General features: G+C 42.0%; 16 protein-coding genes. 15 read left to right on the top strand and 1 reads right to left on the bottom strand.

Going from position 1 to position 17,274, the window contains the following annotated elements; genetic code table 11:
* Positions 1 to 32 precede the first annotated feature (32 nt).
* Both CTER_RS28420 and CTER_RS20275 read left to right on the top strand, forming a co-directional pair.
* Complete coding sequence (locus CTER_RS28420; protein WP_004628927.1) at positions 33 to 194, top strand: hypothetical protein; 162 nt, start codon at positions 33 to 35, stop codon at positions 192 to 194.
* A gap of 41 nt (positions 195 to 235) precedes the next feature.
* Positions 236 to 859: a flavodoxin family protein gene (locus CTER_RS20275; RefSeq protein WP_004628748.1), complete on the top strand. Its 624-nt coding sequence runs from the start codon at positions 236 to 238 to the stop codon at positions 857 to 859.
* A 56-nt stretch (positions 860 to 915) separates the two neighbouring features.
* On the opposite strand, the gene CTER_RS20270 is transcribed toward CTER_RS20275, so the two are convergent.
* A complete protein-coding gene (locus CTER_RS20270; RefSeq protein ID WP_004628793.1) occupies positions 916 to 1,308 on the bottom strand; it encodes a hypothetical protein in 393 nt (130 codons plus the stop codon).
* Between the two features lie 596 nt (positions 1,309 to 1,904).
* On the opposite strand from CTER_RS20270, the gene CTER_RS20265 reads away from it, so the two are divergent.
* The 13 genes from CTER_RS20265 to CTER_RS20205 all read left to right on the top strand — a co-directional run bounded on the left by CTER_RS20265 (position 1,905) and on the right by CTER_RS20205 (position 17,250).
* Positions 1,905 to 2,150, top strand: a complete 246-nt coding sequence (locus CTER_RS20265; protein WP_004628883.1) for a TM1266 family iron-only hydrogenase system putative regulator — start codon at positions 1,905 to 1,907, stop codon at positions 2,148 to 2,150.
* A gap of 50 nt (positions 2,151 to 2,200) precedes the next feature.
* Positions 2,201 to 3,613: a [FeFe] hydrogenase H-cluster radical SAM maturase HydG gene (gene hydG, locus CTER_RS20260; RefSeq protein WP_004628773.1), complete on the top strand. Its 1,413-nt coding sequence runs from the start codon at positions 2,201 to 2,203 to the stop codon at positions 3,611 to 3,613.
* A gap of 254 nt (positions 3,614 to 3,867) precedes the next feature.
* Complete coding sequence (gene hydF, locus CTER_RS20255) at positions 3,868 to 5,058, top strand: [FeFe] hydrogenase H-cluster maturation GTPase HydF (protein WP_004628782.1); 1,191 nt, start codon at positions 3,868 to 3,870, stop codon at positions 5,056 to 5,058.
* A gap of 576 nt (positions 5,059 to 5,634) precedes the next feature.
* On the top strand, positions 5,635 to 7,059 hold the full coding sequence (locus CTER_RS20250) for an ABC transporter substrate-binding protein (protein ID WP_004628875.1): 1,425 nt from the start codon (positions 5,635 to 5,637) through the stop codon (positions 7,057 to 7,059).
* Between the two features lie 154 nt (positions 7,060 to 7,213).
* A complete protein-coding gene (locus tag CTER_RS20245) occupies positions 7,214 to 8,101 on the top strand; it encodes a carbohydrate ABC transporter permease (RefSeq protein WP_004628907.1) in 888 nt (295 codons plus the stop codon).
* 15 nt (positions 8,102 to 8,116) lie between these two features.
* Positions 8,117 to 8,992, top strand: coding sequence for a carbohydrate ABC transporter permease (locus CTER_RS20240; RefSeq protein WP_004628734.1), 876 nt, complete (start codon positions 8,117 to 8,119; stop codon positions 8,990 to 8,992).
* Between the two features lie 154 nt (positions 8,993 to 9,146).
* Entirely contained in the window at positions 9,147 to 10,964 is a 1,818-nt protein-coding gene (locus CTER_RS20235) for a sensor histidine kinase (RefSeq protein ID WP_004628848.1), read from the top strand.
* 19 nt (positions 10,965 to 10,983) lie between these two features.
* A complete protein-coding gene (locus CTER_RS20230; RefSeq protein ID WP_004628810.1) occupies positions 10,984 to 12,618 on the top strand; it encodes a response regulator in 1,635 nt (544 codons plus the stop codon).
* A gap of 191 nt (positions 12,619 to 12,809) precedes the next feature.
* A complete protein-coding gene (mreB, locus tag CTER_RS20225; protein ID WP_004628820.1) occupies positions 12,810 to 13,841 on the top strand; it encodes a rod shape-determining protein in 1,032 nt (343 codons plus the stop codon).
* A gap of 115 nt (positions 13,842 to 13,956) precedes the next feature.
* A complete protein-coding gene (locus CTER_RS20220) occupies positions 13,957 to 14,745 on the top strand; it encodes a flagellar hook-basal body protein (RefSeq protein ID WP_004628841.1) in 789 nt (262 codons plus the stop codon).
* Positions 14,746 to 14,814: 69 nt separating this feature from the next.
* Positions 14,815 to 15,627: a flagellar basal-body rod protein FlgG gene (gene flgG, locus CTER_RS20215; RefSeq protein WP_004628830.1), complete on the top strand. Its 813-nt coding sequence runs from the start codon at positions 14,815 to 14,817 to the stop codon at positions 15,625 to 15,627.
* A gap of 68 nt (positions 15,628 to 15,695) precedes the next feature.
* Positions 15,696 to 16,094 carry a rod-binding protein gene (locus CTER_RS20210; protein ID WP_004628751.1) on the top strand — a complete coding sequence of 133 codons (399 nt, stop codon included), beginning with the start codon at positions 15,696 to 15,698 and terminating at the stop codon, positions 16,092 to 16,094.
* Positions 16,081 to 17,250 carry a phosphodiester glycosidase family protein gene (locus tag CTER_RS20205; protein ID WP_004628824.1) on the top strand — a complete coding sequence of 390 codons (1,170 nt, stop codon included), beginning with the start codon at positions 16,081 to 16,083 and terminating at the stop codon, positions 17,248 to 17,250. Before CTER_RS20210 ends, CTER_RS20205 begins: the two co-directional genes overlap by 14 nt.
* Positions 17,251 to 17,274 lie beyond the last annotated feature (24 nt).

Raw genomic sequence — 17,274 nt, 5'->3', positions numbered from 1 at the left:
TTATTTTATATTTATATGGAGGAATGTAATTCATGCTGCTTGAGAATGGTTTGGAAAATTGCAACTGTAAAAAGGAAGCCTGTCCCCGCCATGGCAAATGTAAAGAGTGTGTGGAGTATCATACGGTCAATCCCAAATACCTGCCTTACTGCAAACGGGAAAAGACAGGTCTCAGAAAATTGTTCAAAAGCTAGTATTAATTATATGTACTCAATTCAGGAAGGGGAAATTAAGTATGAAAGTATTGGCTATCAACGGAAGTCCGCATAAGAACGGATGTACATATACAGCTATAAGGCTGATGGCCGAACAGCTTGAAAAGGAAGGCATTGAAGTCGAGATACTTCATGTGGGAAATCAGATCATCAGAGGCTGTACAGCCTGTAATTCCTGTTCAAGGTCTGCCGACAAAAAGTGTATTTTCAATGATGACATAGTAAATGAGGTTATCGAAAAAACAAAAGAGATAGATGGGATAATCATAGGTTCACCCGTTTATTATTCGGGCATTGCAGGTACGATGAAATCCTTCCTGGACAGATTGTTCTATTCGGGAGCACATCTGCAGTACAAAGTGGGAACGGCCCTGGTTTCATTAAGGCGTTCCGGCGGTGTGGATACCTTTCATCAGATGAACAACTACTTTAACCTTGCCAATGTTATAACAACACCTTCACATTACTGGAATGTGATCCACGGTTCAAATGCCGAAGAGGTAATGCAGGACCGGGAAGGCGTGCAAATCATGCAGACACTGGGTCAGAAAATGGCCTGGCTGATGAAATCCCTTGAATACAGCAGGGAGCATGTAGCACTGCCCCAGATAGAAAAGCGTGTTTGGACTAATTTTATACGATAGAGGAAAATTGGAGCAAACAATAAAAGGCATTGCCGGAGTCCGGCAGTGCCTTTATTCTAAGTCTTTTTAATAAATTCCAGCTTGCACTTGGGGCAGGTAATGCGTATCTTGCCTTTTCCTTTGGGAACCCGGACTTCCTGCTTGCAACCGGGGCATTTAAAGTAGCTGTGGGTTTTATGGGCGCTTATTCTGCTGCGTTTCTTGTAAAACCAGCCTGCGACCGGATTCCACAGCTTTAAAAAAGCAGTGTTTTCCTTTCTCCTCATAATATGATTTTTAGAAAGCGCTCTGAACAGAAACACAAGGAAGGGAACATAAACTAAATAATTCAATATGCCGACCGGAAAAATATAAAATATTATGGAGAGTAAAAAAGAAAGAAACAGCAGTCCCACCGACAGCTGATCAACTCCGTACCTACCCAGCATAAACCTTCTGAACCAATTCATAAACCGCCCTCCGAAACTTAAGTATAGTATTTAAAGTATTTAAAAAAATTATTGAACCCGGTGTAATTATACTCATTCAAACCAGCTATTAATACATTTTATTTAATTTTAGTTTTGCTGCAACAAAATTTCAAGACTACTTTAAAAAATTCATAATAAATTCATAGATATTGATATCAGGTATAATAAATTTAATGAGGTTTAAATTCTTGAATTTTATACCGAAGTATGTTAAAATATTATCAATATAACGGACTGACTTATACACAAGCCATTCCGCCTATTCCAAGTTCAAAGCCAACAGGCTGAGAGCGAAGAATAATTACAATCAATCGTTCTGATTTGCATGAGGGTTAGTCCCGAATGGTAAGACGGTGCTATTAGACAGCTTCTTGAGGCGTTTTTTGCAGTGTGTGATTTCATTTAAGGATTATGTGAAATTCTCAACGTTGCATGCCTGGAAGCAGGAATTGAAAGCAGCCCTGTGCCATTCCGGACACAGGTTTTTTTGTTGTCCGAAAGGCTAATGGCGTCAATCGGTACGAAAGGTTAATACTGTCATATTTTTGGTATTTGAACAAAAAGGAGGCATGTTTATGGAAACCAGAATTGCATTAATAGGTATTATTGTAGATGATGTTTCATCCACCGACAAGCTCAACAGCATACTGCACGATTTCGGTAAATACATAATAGGCAGAATGGGGATTCCATACCGGGAAAAGGCTGTATGTATAATAAGCATTGTCGTAGATGCACCCAATGATGTAATCAGCTCGCTTTCAGGTAAACTGGGAATGGTTCCCGGTGTCAATATAAAAACCGTATATTCCAAGGTTTAGTCTTTATTTTATTATTAATTGTCGCTGCATGCAGCGGATTGGAGCTTTGTATGTATAACAGTAAATCAAATATGGCAACAGAATTTATTGATGATGAAGAAATTCTGGCAACGCTTGAATTTGCAAGCCGGAACAGGGAAAACAGAGTTTTGCTGGAGGAAATTCTGGAAAAGGCGGGACAGTTTAAAGGACTTAGTTACAGAGATGCCGCGGTGCTTCTTGAATGTGAGCTGGAGGATGTAAAAAACAGTGTGTTTTCTCTGGCAGAACATATAAAGAAAAAATTCTACGGAAACCGTATAGTAATGTTTGCACCGCTTTATCTTTCAAATTACTGTATAAATGAGTGCCGCTACTGTCCCTACCACGGTTCCAACAGGCATATTGCACGAAAGCAGTTATCCCAGGAGGATATAGTAAAGGAAGTTATAGCTCTCCAGGATATGGGACATAAGCGCCTGGCTCTGGAAACCGGTGAAGATCCCGAAAACTGTCCTATCGAATATGTTCTTGAGAGCATAAAAACCATTTACAGCATCAAGCATAAAAATGGAGCCATCAGGAGGGTCAATGTAAATATTGCCGCCACGACAGCCGAGAACTACAAAAAGCTTAAGGAGGCGGGAATAGGCACTTATATCCTGTTCCAGGAAACCTACCACAAGCCGACCTATGAGTACCTTCATCCAAAAGGGCCCAAGCACAATTACGCATATCATACCGAGGCCATGGACAGAGCCATGGAAGCAGGGATTGATGATGTAGGGCTGGGCGTATTGTTCGGGTTAAATCTTTACAAGTATGATTTTGTCGGCTTGCTGATGCATGCCCGGCATCTTGAGGATGCAAGGGGCGTTGGTCCTCATACCATAAGTGTTCCGAGAATACGGCCTGCCGATGACGTGGACCTCAATGAATACTCCAACGCCATTCCTGATGAGATATTTGAAAAAATCGTAGCAATACTCCGTATTGCCGTACCATACACAGGAATTATCATGTCTACCAGGGAATCGGAAAAGACCCGTGCGGAATGTCTCAAACTGGGTGTTTCCCAAATCAGCGGAGGCTCATCCACCAGTGTGGGAGGCTATGTGGAAAAGGAAGAGGAAAATACCGCCCAATTTGAAGTCAACGACACCAGGACACTGGATGAAATCGTCAACTGGCTCATAAAGCTGGGGTATCTTCCAAGCTTCTGCACTGCCTGCTACCGTGAGGGGAGGACCGGAGACAGGTTTATGAGACTTGTAAAAAGCGGTGCCATAGCAAATGTCTGTCAGCCTAACGCCTTGATGACTCTAAAGGAATACCTTGAGGATTACGCCTCCGAAGATACCAAAAACCACGGTGAGAGGATGATAAGCGACGAGGTTGAGACTTTGAGGAATCCTGATGTGAAAAGGATAGTCAGGGAGCATTTAAGCGAGCTTAGAGAAGGCAAGAGAGATTTCAGATTTTAAGTATTTGAACAAATTTCATTACAGTTTGTAGCCGCTTAGCGGCTCAATGGCTTAGGAGGTTAGCTTGAAAGACTTCGCCAATGCTCGTATTCCAAACTAACCTGTGAATTTATGGCCGTGCGAAATATTCAAAGTATTTACCAATACTTTGAAAGCGCACATGGCCAATTAACCTCCTTTATTCGCCACATTGCGATAAAGGATATAAGTTTTCATTACATTTTGTGGCCGCTATGCGGCTCATGGAGGTTAATATGAGTCTTACCAGCACGCCGGGAGCAAACAGGCTCCACATTGCCCTGTTTGGAAGAAGAAACAGCGGTAAATCTTCATTAATAAATGCAATAACCGGACAGGATATTGCATTGGTATCAGAAATAGCCGGAACCACTACCGATCCGGTTTACAAGGCTATGGAGCTGCACCCCGTCGGTCCGGTCATGTTTATTGATACGGCCGGATTTGACGATGAGGGAACTCTGGGAGAAATGCGGATCGGGAAAACAAGGAAAGCGGTTGATAAGACCGATGTTGCAATAGTATTTTTCTGCGGCACCGAATTTTCCTATGAAAAGGAATGGGTTGCCGAGTTAAGGAAAAGAAAGATTCCCATAATACCGGTTATCAACAAAGCCGATGTCATTGTCAATTCAGCCGAAATTGCCGATGCCGCCAAGGAAGCTCTCGGATTTTCCCCGATAATTATAAGCGCAAAGGAAAAGACAGGTCTGGACAGAGTGAGAGAAGAGCTGGTAAGGGCAGTGCCTGAAGATTTTGAGGCCAAGAGCATTACATCACACCTTGTCAGGGAAGGAGATCTGGTGCTGCTGGTCATGCCCCAGGACATCCAGGCCCCAAAAGGCAGGCTCATTCTGCCCCAGGTTCAGACCATCCGTGACCTGTTGGATATAAAATGTCTTGTGATGAGCGTAACTACCGACAAACTGGAGCAGGCACTGAAAACTCTGGCTCAGCCTCCAAAGCTGATAATAACCGATTCGCAGGTATTCGGAAAAGTGTACCCTCTTAAGCCTGCCGAGAGCTTGCTCACTTCCTTCTCGGTACTCTTTGCAGAGTATAAGGGAGATGTTTCGAGCTATGTTGAAGGAGCAAAAGCCATAGATGGGCTCACAGAGGCTTCAGCGGTTCTGATTGCCGAAGCCTGTACCCATGCGCCGTTAAGTGAGGATATAGGGCGTATCCAACTGCCCAGGCTGCTGAGGAAAAAAGCCGGAGAGGGACTTACTGTAGATATTGTCAGCGGCACCGATTTCCCCAGGGACCTGTCAAAGTATTCCCTTGTCATACAGTGCGGCTGCTGCATGTTCAACAGAAAATATGTCCTGACGCGCATAGCAATGGCGCAGGAGCAAAACGTGCCGATATGCAATTACGGTATTGCAATAGCAAAAATAAATGACATACTGGATAAGATTGCGCTGTAAGTTGAGTGTATAGTGGTCAGTGATGTATTTATAAGAGAATTTGGTTTAGAAAAATAAAGACAGATGTAATACATGAATTAATATTGAATAACAGTGCTTCCGTACCAACTTCAATAAATGGGAAGCTCCATTAAAAGTACACGCCTGAAATTGTAGGTGAAACACAAGTGTTTTAGCTGGCAAATCGGCAGGAAGCCGATTTGAGCAGCACCCCGAAACAGGATGTTGAGTGTTCTGCGACAGCGAAAACACTTGTGATGAGCCCTACAAATTTCAGGCCTGTACTTTGTGAGCAATCCATTTATTGAAGTTGGTACGGAAGCACTGTTACAATATTTTTCACATGTATTTCAAATGTCTTTATTTTTTCTACCATTCAGAGCTAAAATTTTAAGTAACTGATTAAAATATTAAAATTTTTAAATATGAATTGCGTGATAACATATAAGTGTGGAAAAGAAGCTAATAAATCTTTACACTTTCTATTTGATCAAATAGATTTTGGTTGGACGTATCAGGTGGGAAGACGTTCCGCTCCTGGAAAATCAAAAAGATAATATAGGAGGAAATCAAATTATGTCAAAGAAATTCAGGTTTGCAGCTTTGGCTTTAAGCTTGGCATTAACAGCATCCGTATTCGCCGGATGCGGCAATTCATCCTCTTCCGGCAGTTCATCCCCGTCAGGCGGGTCAGCCGGTGCAGAATCCTCTGTATCAGAGACTTCAAAAGCTCCCGCAGAAAAAGTGGAAGTAACCTATATGGCCTGGTACAACAATGAAACCGAACCGGCTGAAACTCAGAAAGTAATAGACAAGTTCAATGCGGAAAACAAGGACAATATAACCGCAAAGCTGATATCCGTCGCATATAATGATTACATTACCAAGTTAAATACAATGGCATCTTCCAATACCCTTCCCGATTCGGCAATGATGTCCGAGTCACAGTGTATAAAATGGGCTGTTAACGGAAAACTGGCAGACGTGAGTGATATGTATGGCACAGACGAAAAGCCATTGGATTCACTTGCATTTACATATAAAGGAAAGCCGGTTGCATACAGCTGTGCAAATGAAGTTTTGCTGCTGTACTACAACAAGGATCTCCTGGACAAGGCCGGTATACCATATCCGCCGGCATCAGCCGACAAGGCCTGGACCTGGGACGAATTTGTCTCGGCCGCCAAAAAGCTGACGAAGGACAAGAATGGCAAAGGTCCCGGCGATGCGGGCTTTGATCCCAAAAACATAACTACATACGGTGCGCAGGTCAACACTCTGGCCTGGATGTGGCCGGTATTTGCAATCTCAAATGGCGGAGGTGTGTGCACCGAAGACGGCAGTGAGCTGCTGCTGGGGAAACCTGAGACAATAGAAGCTGCTCAGAAAATTGCCGATTTGAGTCTGAAGGAGTTTGTCGCACCTACACCGACTACATCGGCAACCTTCCCGACCCTTGACGTCACCCTGCTTTCAGGCAAGGTTGCAATGGCAACAGGCGGACAATGGGAAATTGGCGTATCCTTAAAGAATTCTCTTAAAGACGGTTTGAAATACGGCGTAGGCGTCCTGCCCAAATTCAAGACACCTGTTACCCTTAATACGGGAGGACCTAATGTAATATTCAATACCGGAAAGAACATAGATAACGCGAAGAAATTCTTAAAATGGTATACCCAGGAAGATAACAATATCTCCCTGATCCAGAGCGGTGTCTGGATGCCGGTATCACAGAAGTGGTACAAGGATGAGACCCTTATGAAGAAGTGGGCTGATAACGAAGTCCATCCTCCGTTTGACCAGTACAAAACAGCAGTTATCGACTATGCAATGAATAATGCAAAGCAGGTCCCCTGGTACTATCTCCCCGGTTATTCGGAAATAGAAGAAGTCCTGACTCCCGGTATGGACCCTGTTTGGGCCGGTACCAAGACAGCGGAGGATGCCATCAAAAATGACATCATGCCAAAGGTTGAGAAAATATTCAGTGCAAACAAATAGCAGAGCATATCGCAAAACTGACACAATTTAAATACATGTGAAACTTTTAATATGCATGACCATATTGGGCTAATGCCCTTCGTTTAGGAAATCCGGGGCATTAGCCTGAATTGGTCAGGGAACTCATAATTTCAGGAAGGATTGTGAAAAGCTTATGCGGATAACAAAATCACATAAAGACAATATTGTAGCATATTTGTGTCTTTCGCCGGCAATACTCGGACTTCTGTTTTTAACAATCATACCGATAATAGGTGTTATAGGGATAAGCTTTACTAATTGGAGTGGGCTCGCAGAACCGACTTTTGTCCGTTTTGATAATTATGTAAATATATTTACCGAAGATTTCTTCTTTTATAAATCGGCACTGGTCACAGTTTACTTTGCTTTTGGTGCTGTAATAACAAGTATAATATATGCTTTCTTTATATCCATAATGTTGAATCAGAGAATTCCGGCCAGAGGAATTATACGTTCCATCTACTTCATACCCTATATAATTCCCGTAGTTGCTACAAATGTAGTCTGGTCATGGCTCTACGACTGTAATTTCGGGGCCTTTAACTTTGTTATAAACTCATTGGGCTTTGATAAGTCTTTATTTTTACAGGGTGAAAAAACAGTGGTTCCATCCCTTATTCTCATAGCTGTATGGTCAACGGGAAATCTCATCGTCATATTCCTTGCCGGAATACAAAACGTACCCAGGGCGTACCTTGAGGCGGTTGAGATCGACGGAGGCAACACCTGGCATAAATTCAGGCACGTAACGGTTCCCATGATGACACCCATTATATTTTTTAATTTCCTTATGAGCATGATAAATAATCTTCAGGTATTCGTACCTGCCCAGGCACTGACAAAAGGAGGGCCCAACGATTCCTCCCTCTTCCTGGTCTATCTTATATACCGTGAAGGTTTTATGAAAAATAATTTTGGTTATGCCTGTGCCATTTCTTTGGTATTCTTTGTGTTCATTGCGGCACTTACCGGCTTTATATTCAAAACCTCGGATAAATGGCTATTCTATGAAGGGAAGTGATGAAAAGTGGCTAATATGGAACTTAAAATCGAAGCAGCTGCAAAGGGGATCAAATACAAAAAAAACAAGGAAGACAGGATTAATATTTTTATAACCGTTCTGGTTATATTGGGAGCCATGCTGGTGCTCTTCCCCATTTTCTGGATGATAAGGACTTCTTTCATGACAAATCTGGAGATAAACACATATCCGCCTGCGCTGTTCCCTAAAAAATGGCTGTTTTCAAATTATCCCGAGGCCATGAAAACCTTTAAGTTTTTACTTTATCTGAAAAATACGCTGTCCATTGTAATACCCGCCATAGTGGGGGTAATAGTCACTTCATGCTTTGCGGCCTATGCTTTCGCACGGCTGGATTTCAAATTCAAAAGTTTCTGGTTTTCACTTGTCATAGGCAGTATGCTCATGCCGGGAGCCATAACCATTATTCCCATATTTATAATGTGGAGCAAGCTGGGTTTTACCAACTCTTATGTGCCGCTGATCGTACCCGCCTTTCTGGGCGGAGGCGCCTTCAATATATTTTTGATAAGGCAGTTTATGATGACCATACCAAAGGAGCTTGATGAGGCGGCAACCATAGATGGAGCCGGGCATCTTCAGATAATATTCGGGATATTGCTGCCGCTGCTGAAGCCGGTGCTCATATCGGTGGGATTGTTTACCTTTATACTCTACTGGAATGATTTGCTGGGTCCTGTCATATACGTGAACGACCAGGATAAGCAAACCATTTCACAGGGGCTGGCAACCTTTAAAGGCGGTTTCGGAACCAATTGGAAATCGCTGATGGCGGCTTCCTGCCTGGCTTCGGTTCCTGCGGTAATTTTATATCTGTTCGGCCAGAAGTATTTTATTGAAGGAATAGTACTTACAGGATTAAAGTCCTGACAGCAAAAACATTTCACCTCCCCGCGGGTCAGAAAAGATGGTTTGGGGGAGGTGATTTGGTGTTTTCGGACAATGTTTGATTTTGCAGTAATTAATATTATAAAATAGGTATGTATAATAAAACCAAATTTACTTTTTGGCGGAGACATGATTTATGCTGAAATTTTTGCGAGGAGCAGTAGCTGTTGCAGATAAAACAATAATCAAGGCAACTAGAGCACTGAGCTTAAAATTAAGGTTGATCCTTCTGGTATTTATAATGTCCATAGCTCCAATCGGCCTGATAGGCGTTACCGCATATAAAAAGGCTGATGCGGATATTGTGAACAAGACAAGCCTGTCCTCTCTGCAGATAGTCAGGCAGATGAGCCTGACCATAAATGCCAAGCTCTCCAGCTGGAAACAATACGGGGATATTATAGCAGTATCGGAAGATGCTCAGAGCATACTGAAAAATTATGATGGGATGGATGATGCCAACAAGTATTTATCCAGCAAAAAGCTGGTCAGGATTATGAAGGAAGCTCTGAAGGTAACGCTTGATATTCAGGAACCAGTGCTCATGTCAAATGGCGGAGGCGTAATATCCATGTCGGATTCCAGCTCCTTTATCAATAATATCGCCGGTGCCGATGAAATCAAGAAGAATACAAAAGACGCCGACGGAAGGTACGTCTGGTTTACAGATGACGTGGCCAAAAAGGAGTACAAGGGTCTTATAGTACTTTCAAGGGGAATAAAGGATCTGGGTACATTTAACGATACCATCGGTTCTCTGTTTCTCCGGGTTGACAGCAATTATTTATATAATCTATACAATAATGCCAATCTGGGAACGGGAAGCAAGGTATATCTGCTGGATTCCAAATACATGGTTGTATTAAGCGGAGATAAAAATGAAGTTGGAAGCCGGTTTACAGATTCCACCAGCAGGAGTATTGATAAAATTTATAAGACCGGGTCCACATCGGGAACCATTAAGAATGTGGAGGGCGGATATCTGGCCGCATTTTCTGTAGTGCCGGAATCAGGCTGGACCGTGGTTGCACTGATTCCAAATGAATATATGAACAGCCTGTCAAATGATATAAAACATATAGTTATACAGGTGGTATTAATATGTATTCTCATATCAATACTCATATTCATGGTTGTATACCGGAGCATAACCTTTCCTCTGTGGGAACTTATCAGATCCATGAGAGATTTGAAAAAAGGCAGCCTCAAGTCGGGGAAGCTCCTGGACGATTCCAGGGATGAGGTGGCCGAGGTCACAGCCAGCTATAATCTCATGATTGATGAGCTTAACCAGCAGATTGAAAACATAAAGGCAAAGGAGCAGCAGAGAACACTTGCGGAATTCAAGGCTCTCCAGGCTCAAATCAACCCCCACTTCATTGCAAATACACTTAACAATGTGGCCTGGATGGCAAAAATGCAAAAGGCGGATAATATAGAATCGGTGGTCACATCAATGATAAAGCTGCTGAATTCCAGTATGGGAAGAGGCCCTGATATTATAACCATTGAAGAGGAAATAGAAAACATAAAAAGCTATATTAACATCCAGGAATACAAGTATATAAAAAAAATCGGTGTCAATATCGACTTCGATGCCGAAATATTAAAATACAAAATCCTTAAGTTCATTCTCCAGCCCATAGTGGAAAATTCCATGATCCATGGACTCGGTCCCAAACAGGGGCAGGGCTTTATAACAATAAAGGGCTATGCCGACGACGGTGATATTTCCATTATAGTTGAAGACAACGGTGTAGGGATGACACAGAACGAGATGGACTTGCTGCTTAAAGGGGAGGAGAACGGTTCCAGGGAAAGGTTCAGCAGTATAGGCCTGAGAAACGTAAATGAAAGGATCAGGCTTGCATATGGTGAAAAATATGGCTTGCATATAAAGAGTCAAAAGGATGTTTTTACTTCTGTGGAAATCAGAATTCCTATTATAATTTAATTTCTTTAAAGAGGTCAATATGATTAAAGTATTTATTCTTGATGATGAGACAATAGCACGTATAAATCTGAGGCATTTGATCAATTGGGAAAAGGAAGGTTATGTAATCTGCGGAGAGGCCGATAACGGTGCCGATGCGCTTAAAAAGGCAGAGGAACTGCAGCCTGATATTATTTTTACCGATATGAATATGGCCGGTATGAACGGTGTTGAATTTATCAATCAGGTAAAAAGAATAGTGCCGTCAGCAAAAATCATAGCCTTCAGTGCTTTTGACGATTTTGAATTTGTCCGTCAAAGTCTTAAAGAGGGGGCCGTGGATTATCTGATAAAATACAGGATGGATGCCGAATCCCTGCTTTCAATGCTGGAGTCAATAAAGAACAGCATCAGGACTGAAAGTATGGAGAGGCAGAAAAATGACAGGATCAGAGAAATGGCCACTTCAGGAAAGGCTCTGGTTCAAAAGAATGTTATCATGAACTCCTTAAACGGATATCTGAAGGATAATTTTACAGCCATAATCAAGGAATATGAAATAGATCTGGACGATAAAAATCTTATTATTGCCGCATCCCGTATTGATGATTTTTACAGTATAAAAGAAAAATTCAACACCCAGGAGAGGGCTGTTTTCATACAGACGGTGGATAATATTCTGACCGGCATCTGCGAAGATATCGGCAAGACCGTATATGTGGGCATGGATGAGGGAAAGTATATTTTTCTTATGTCCTTCGGAGATATCTTAAGTGAGGCGGCAATCTATTCCAGAGCTATTACCAATATCGGCACAATAGAAGGAACTGTGAAAAGATTCCTCAATGTTACACTGAGCTTTGGACTCAGCGGAATATGTCCCGTGGCTGCAAAAATTGACGAATATTACAGGGAAGCCAGAAAAGTACTGGATGACGGGTATTTTAAAGGAAGTAATTATATTGTACAGAAAAGGGAGCTGGCATGCAATGAAACTCCCAGGAGGAATACCGGTCTGTCTGCAGCCGAGGAAAAAAATCTGCTGGGTGGTATAAGGAGCTCCAAGAAAGACGGAGTAATAAAAACTCTTGAGGATATTTTCAGAAGCATGAAGGAGAATAAATGCCCGTTTGATACTGTTAAAATGACCTGCATAGATCTTATAAACCTGCTCAGCCGTGTAATAAAAGAGTTTAACATATCCTCCGGCAAAGTTTTCACCAGTACAAGCAGTCCGTATGACGACTTTAAAAAATTTGAAAATCTGGAAGAGCTCCTGAATTATTTTAAATTTCTCTATACAACACTTTTGGATGTCCTGGAACAGAATAAATTAAACAGCGGATATTCCCCGATAATAAAGAAATCCATTGATTATATAATAAATAACTATCACAGCGATATTTCACTTTCCAGTGTGGCTGAAAAGGTGAATGTCACGCCCCAATACCTGAGCAAGCTCTTCAAGGAGGAATGTAATGAGGGTTTTACCTACTATCTGAACAGCATAAGGATAGAACAGGCAAAACAAATGCTGGCTGAGGGGATAAATTTCAAGGATCTTGCTCCAAAGGCAGGTTTCAATAATTATACATATTTTTTTACAGTATTCAAGGAGTTTACAGGTATGACACCCCATCAATATGAGAAAACAATTCTCAAGGAAAAAATATGACAGGATTTTAAATAAATTATCAATACTTATCAAAAGCTTACAAAAATATTGCATAATTAAATTAATATGATAATATAAATAATAGATAATTTTAACTTCAATATTTGTAATATTTTATGCAGAATATAATATCTATATAGTTAATGTATATTTTGTTAGATTATCAAATTGTTTCAAGGGAGTTGTTATATTTGGGTTTTGGACAGGACATAGGAATTGATTTGGGAACTGCTTCAGTACTGGTTTATATTAAGGGGAAGGGGATTGTATTAAGAGAGCCTTCCGTTGTTGCCATAGATAAAAATACCAATAAATTATTAGCGGTCGGGGAAGAAGCCAGAAGGATGCTGGGAAGGACACCGGGCAATATAGTTGCCATCAGACCGTTGAGAGAAGGCGTAATTTCAGATTATGACATTACCGAGCGCATGCTCAAATATTTTATAAACAAGGTAACGGGCGGCAGAAAGTTTTTTAAGCCGAGAATTATGGTTTGTGTACCCAGCGGTGTTACTGAAGTGGAAAAGCGTGCGGTTATAGATGCTTCAATGCAGGCCGGCGCCAGAAAGACATATTTGATTGAAGAGCCTATCGCAGCTGCCATAGGTGCGGGAATAGACATAGCCAAGGCTTGCGGAAGCATGGTTGTAGACATGGGCGGAGGTACCACCGACATAGCAGTCATATCGCTGGGAGGTACTGTTGTCAGCACCTCCATAAAGGTTGCAGGCGACAAATTTGACGAGGCAATTATCAGATATATGCGGAAAAAGCATAACATCATGATTGGAGAAAGAACTTCGGAAGAGTTGAAAATTAATATTGGTACGGTTTTCCCGAGAGTTCAGGAAGTTACCATGGATATAAGAGGAAGAAATCTCATTTCGGGACTTCCAAAAACTATAACCATATCTTCCACTGAAATGATGGAAGCTCTTGAGGAGCCCATCTCAAGCATTATAGAGGCCGTTCATTCAGTATTGGAGCGCACACCGCCCGAATTGGCCGCCGATATAAGTGACAGGGGAATAGTAATGACCGGCGGTGGAAGTCTTATATACGGACTGGATAAACTGCTTCAGGAAAAAACCGGAATTAATGTCATCATTGCGGATGATTCCATATCCTGCGTAGCACTGGGTACAGGCAAGGCTCTGGATAATATTGAAGCAATTGAGGCAACAGCGCAGTCCGAGAGCAGGGGAAACTACAGAAGGTATTAATATTAAGAGTTAGCTTTGATAAATAAAAGCTGACTCTTTTTAGTTAATTTTGTATTAAGTAAACTAAAAATAATACCGATATACAATTGATGACTTTTAAACGAGGAGAATTCTCATGATTAGAGGGTTATATACTTCAGCCTGGAGTATGCTTGCAAATGACAGAAAAATGGACGTTATTACAAACAACCTGGCAAATGTCAATACCGCAGGTTATAAAAAGGATACGGTGGTATTTGAAAGTTTTCCCGATCTGTTGACCAAGAGGATAAATGATACAAAGAACTCATCCAATATAGGTTCAATGGAGTTAAGCAGTGATGTAGGCGAAATATTTACATATTTTACTCAAGGCCAGTTAAATCAAACAAATAACATGCTGGATCTGGCAATAGATGACAACGGCGGAGCCAATACGTCAAGTCCTGCGTTTTTCACTGTCGGGGTTGTAGATCCTTCCGATAACAGCAACTTAAAAGAGTATTATACAAAGGATGGTTCTTTTGTATTAAATTCAGATAATCAACTTGTGACTAAAGATGGAAACTATGTTCTGGGGCAAAGTGGTCCTATAACCCTGGAGCCCGGTCAATTCTCCATTGACGACATGGGAAATATCGTTCAGGACGGCGCGGTAGTGGACACTCTCAGGATAACCCAGTTCAGTGATCCCGCCATGCTCCGGAAATTCGGGGACAATATGCTGGAAAACACCGGAAGCGAAACCTCCGATTTCACCGGCAGCGTTTTACAGGGCTTCAGCGAAGGCTCAAATGTAAATGTCATAAGTGAAATGGTTGACATGATTACTGTAATGAGAGCATATGAAGCCAATCAGAAAGTACTTCAGTCCCATGATTCCCTGCTTGAAAAGGCAGTTAATGAAGTTGGAGTAGTCAGATAAAAAATTCAACAATATCATATATATTTTTTGAAAGTTTTACACTTACATTCCTTTAGGAGGATTAAAACTATGATGAGAGCTTTATGGACGGCAGGTTCCGGAATGAAGGCCCAGCAGTTCAATGTGGATGTTATTTCAAATAATCTGGCAAATGTAAATACAACCGGTTACAAAAAAGAAAGAGCCGAATTTAAGGATCTTTTATATGAAACAATGAACAGGGCCTATGTGCTTGAAGACAGCGGAAAGCCCGTCAATCTGCAGGTGGGGCATGGTACAGCGGTAAGTTCAACTGTCCGCAGCTTTGAGTCCGGTAATGTCGACAAAACCGATTCTTCATTGGATTTTGCAATTGAGGGCGAAGGCTTCTTTACAATTCTTTGTCCTGATGAGGAAGTAAGATATACCAGGGACGGCTCTTTTAAAATCAGTGTTACCGAGGATGGTATGAGAAAGCTGACAACCTCGGACGGTTATTCGGTTCTGGATGATGCCGAGCAGGAAATAGTCTTTGACACAGATGTGGATATATCAACTCTGACCGTTACTCCGCAGGGGGCAATAAGCTATAAAAACGCCGACGGCGAAACTGTTGCACTGGATCAGACTCTGGGGGTTGTTCATTTTCCTAATAAATATGCCCTGGAGGCAGTAGGCAAAAACCTGTTTGAAAGAAACTCGGCAACCGGTGAACCGGTACAGGCAATTGAAGATACCTCGGGTAAGAGCACTATCTCTCAATTCTATCTTGAATCTTCAAATGTCTCCATAGTTGACGAGATGGTAAAGCTCATTGTCGCACAGAGAGCTTATGAAATTAATTCCAAAGCTATACAGCAGTCTGATGACATGCTTCAGATAGCAAATAACCTGAAGAGATAATTTACAAAAGTAGAAGCTATTTGACATACACTATGTTATAATGGTAATTGACTCGTGGAGGTTAACATATGGGCATTGACAGTATCAATTCCAATACCAAAAGTTCTGTTGACAGTGCTCAAACCTACAGAGCTGCATCCAATGACGGTGATTTTGAGAAAAGATTGAAAGCCGCAGCCGAAAAGGGCGATGATGCACAGCTTAAACAGGTTTGCAAGGAATTTGAAGGTATCTTTCTTAATATGATGTACAAGCAGATGAAAGCTACAGTACCGAAATCAGGCTATCTGGAGAGTGATTATGGTACTGAAATGTACAATTCCATGATGGATGAAGCCCTGGTCGAAACAATGTCCCAGAAGGGAATCGGCCTGGGGGATTACATGTACAGGCAGTTATCAAAACAGTATTTAAAGACTGGCAGTTCTGAAACAGCTGCCGGAGGAGTTATAGATGATAAAAAATAATCTGAAAATGATTATATTTACAATAACATTGTTAGCATTGTCCTGCATTATCTTTTATGTAGGGCATTTTTTATTTTTTAAAAAAGATATGCCCGAGGCAGCGGAAAATACAGGCTCACAGGAGACTTCACAGACAGGAAAAGTCCCTGCTGACGACACCGGACCCTTCCCCATAGAGTACAAACACATATCCGCTGAAATAAACGGCTATAAGCAGGAAATATTCACCCTGGAATTTGACCCCATGGATGAGCGTGTGGAATTCAAACCGGTTTTATCCTTCGATAATGTATTCGGCTTTGAAAAGCTTTCTGAAATAGCGGCAAGGACAGGTGCGTATGCGGCCGTAAACGGGGGGTTTTTCTATGAATACGGCGATCCGGTGGGAATGGCTGCCATAGACGGAAAGCTTTATATGGCTGCCACCGGTTACGACCCTGTCTTTATAATGGATGAAAAGGGTCCCCGCTTTGAAAAAATCATATCCGAGATATATTTTACATATAAAGATAAAAGAATAGATATAAACAGTCTCAACCGTACCGGAAAAAACGGAAACATTATACTGTACACCAACGAATACGGCTCCTCCAACAGAGCCGAAGCCAAGAATACATCAATCAGGATAGAAAACAATGTTGTAACGGCAGTGTATAAAAATGTCACTCAGGTACCAATTAAAAAAGACAGCCGGCTAATCAGCTTTTACGGAAAAAAAGCTTCTCTCCCGGATGAATTGGGAATAAAAGAGGGAGATACCGTAAATATTGAAGTCAGGCCGCAATTCGGTAGCTCATATCAGGCTTACAGCTGCGGCAGCATGCTGGTCAGCTGCGGGAAAGCTGTTGCCCCCGACCGGGACAGGTGGGTTGGTACGCTGCTGAACCGTGATCCCAGAACCGCAATAGGAATAAAGGCCGACGGGAAAATGGTACTCATTGTAGTTGACGGACGGCAGCCGGGGTACAGCACGGGAATGACAGGAAATGAGCTTGCGGAATATCTTATAAGCCTGGGTGTAAAGGAGGCCGCCATGCTGGACGGAGGGGCAACCTCCCAGATACTCGTGGAGGGCAGTCTGAAAAACAGACCCTCCGACAGGGGACTGGAGCGTCCGGTTGCCGGCGCATTCATAGTAAAGCTCAAAGATTCATAAAATAATTTACGTCAAAAAAGGAAT

The sequence above is a fragment of the Ruminiclostridium cellobioparum subsp. termitidis CT1112 genome (assembly GCF_000350485.1).
In the GTDB taxonomy this organism is placed as follows: domain Bacteria; phylum Bacillota; class Clostridia; order Acetivibrionales; family DSM-1351; genus Ruminiclostridium; species Ruminiclostridium termitidis.
This window is presented reverse-complemented; position numbering and strand designations above follow the sequence as displayed.

Coding starts and splice junctions, on each gene's coding strand:
- CTER_RS20270 (WP_004628793.1), bottom strand. CDS start 1,308: ATGAATTGGTTCAGAAGGTTTATGCTGGGTAGGTACGGAGTTGATCAG.
- flgG (WP_004628830.1), top strand. CDS start 14,815: ATGATGAGAGCTTTATGGACGGCAGGTTCCGGAATGAAGGCCCAGCAG.
- CTER_RS20240 (WP_004628734.1), top strand. CDS start 8,117: ATGGAACTTAAAATCGAAGCAGCTGCAAAGGGGATCAAATACAAAAAA.
- CTER_RS20265 (WP_004628883.1), top strand. CDS start 1,905: ATGGAAACCAGAATTGCATTAATAGGTATTATTGTAGATGATGTTTCA.
- CTER_RS20275 (WP_004628748.1), top strand. CDS start 236: ATGAAAGTATTGGCTATCAACGGAAGTCCGCATAAGAACGGATGTACA.
- CTER_RS20235 (WP_004628848.1), top strand. CDS start 9,147: ATGCTGAAATTTTTGCGAGGAGCAGTAGCTGTTGCAGATAAAACAATA.
- CTER_RS28420 (WP_004628927.1), top strand. CDS start 33: ATGCTGCTTGAGAATGGTTTGGAAAATTGCAACTGTAAAAAGGAAGCC.
- CTER_RS20220 (WP_004628841.1), top strand. CDS start 13,957: ATGATTAGAGGGTTATATACTTCAGCCTGGAGTATGCTTGCAAATGAC.
- CTER_RS20210 (WP_004628751.1), top strand. CDS start 15,696: ATGGGCATTGACAGTATCAATTCCAATACCAAAAGTTCTGTTGACAGT.
- CTER_RS20230 (WP_004628810.1), top strand. CDS start 10,984: ATGATTAAAGTATTTATTCTTGATGATGAGACAATAGCACGTATAAAT.
- hydG (WP_004628773.1), top strand. CDS start 2,201: ATGTATAACAGTAAATCAAATATGGCAACAGAATTTATTGATGATGAA.
- CTER_RS20250 (WP_004628875.1), top strand. CDS start 5,635: ATGTCAAAGAAATTCAGGTTTGCAGCTTTGGCTTTAAGCTTGGCATTA.
- hydF (WP_004628782.1), top strand. CDS start 3,868: ATGAGTCTTACCAGCACGCCGGGAGCAAACAGGCTCCACATTGCCCTG.
- CTER_RS20245 (WP_004628907.1), top strand. CDS start 7,214: ATGCGGATAACAAAATCACATAAAGACAATATTGTAGCATATTTGTGT.
- CTER_RS20205 (WP_004628824.1), top strand. CDS start 16,081: ATGATAAAAAATAATCTGAAAATGATTATATTTACAATAACATTGTTA.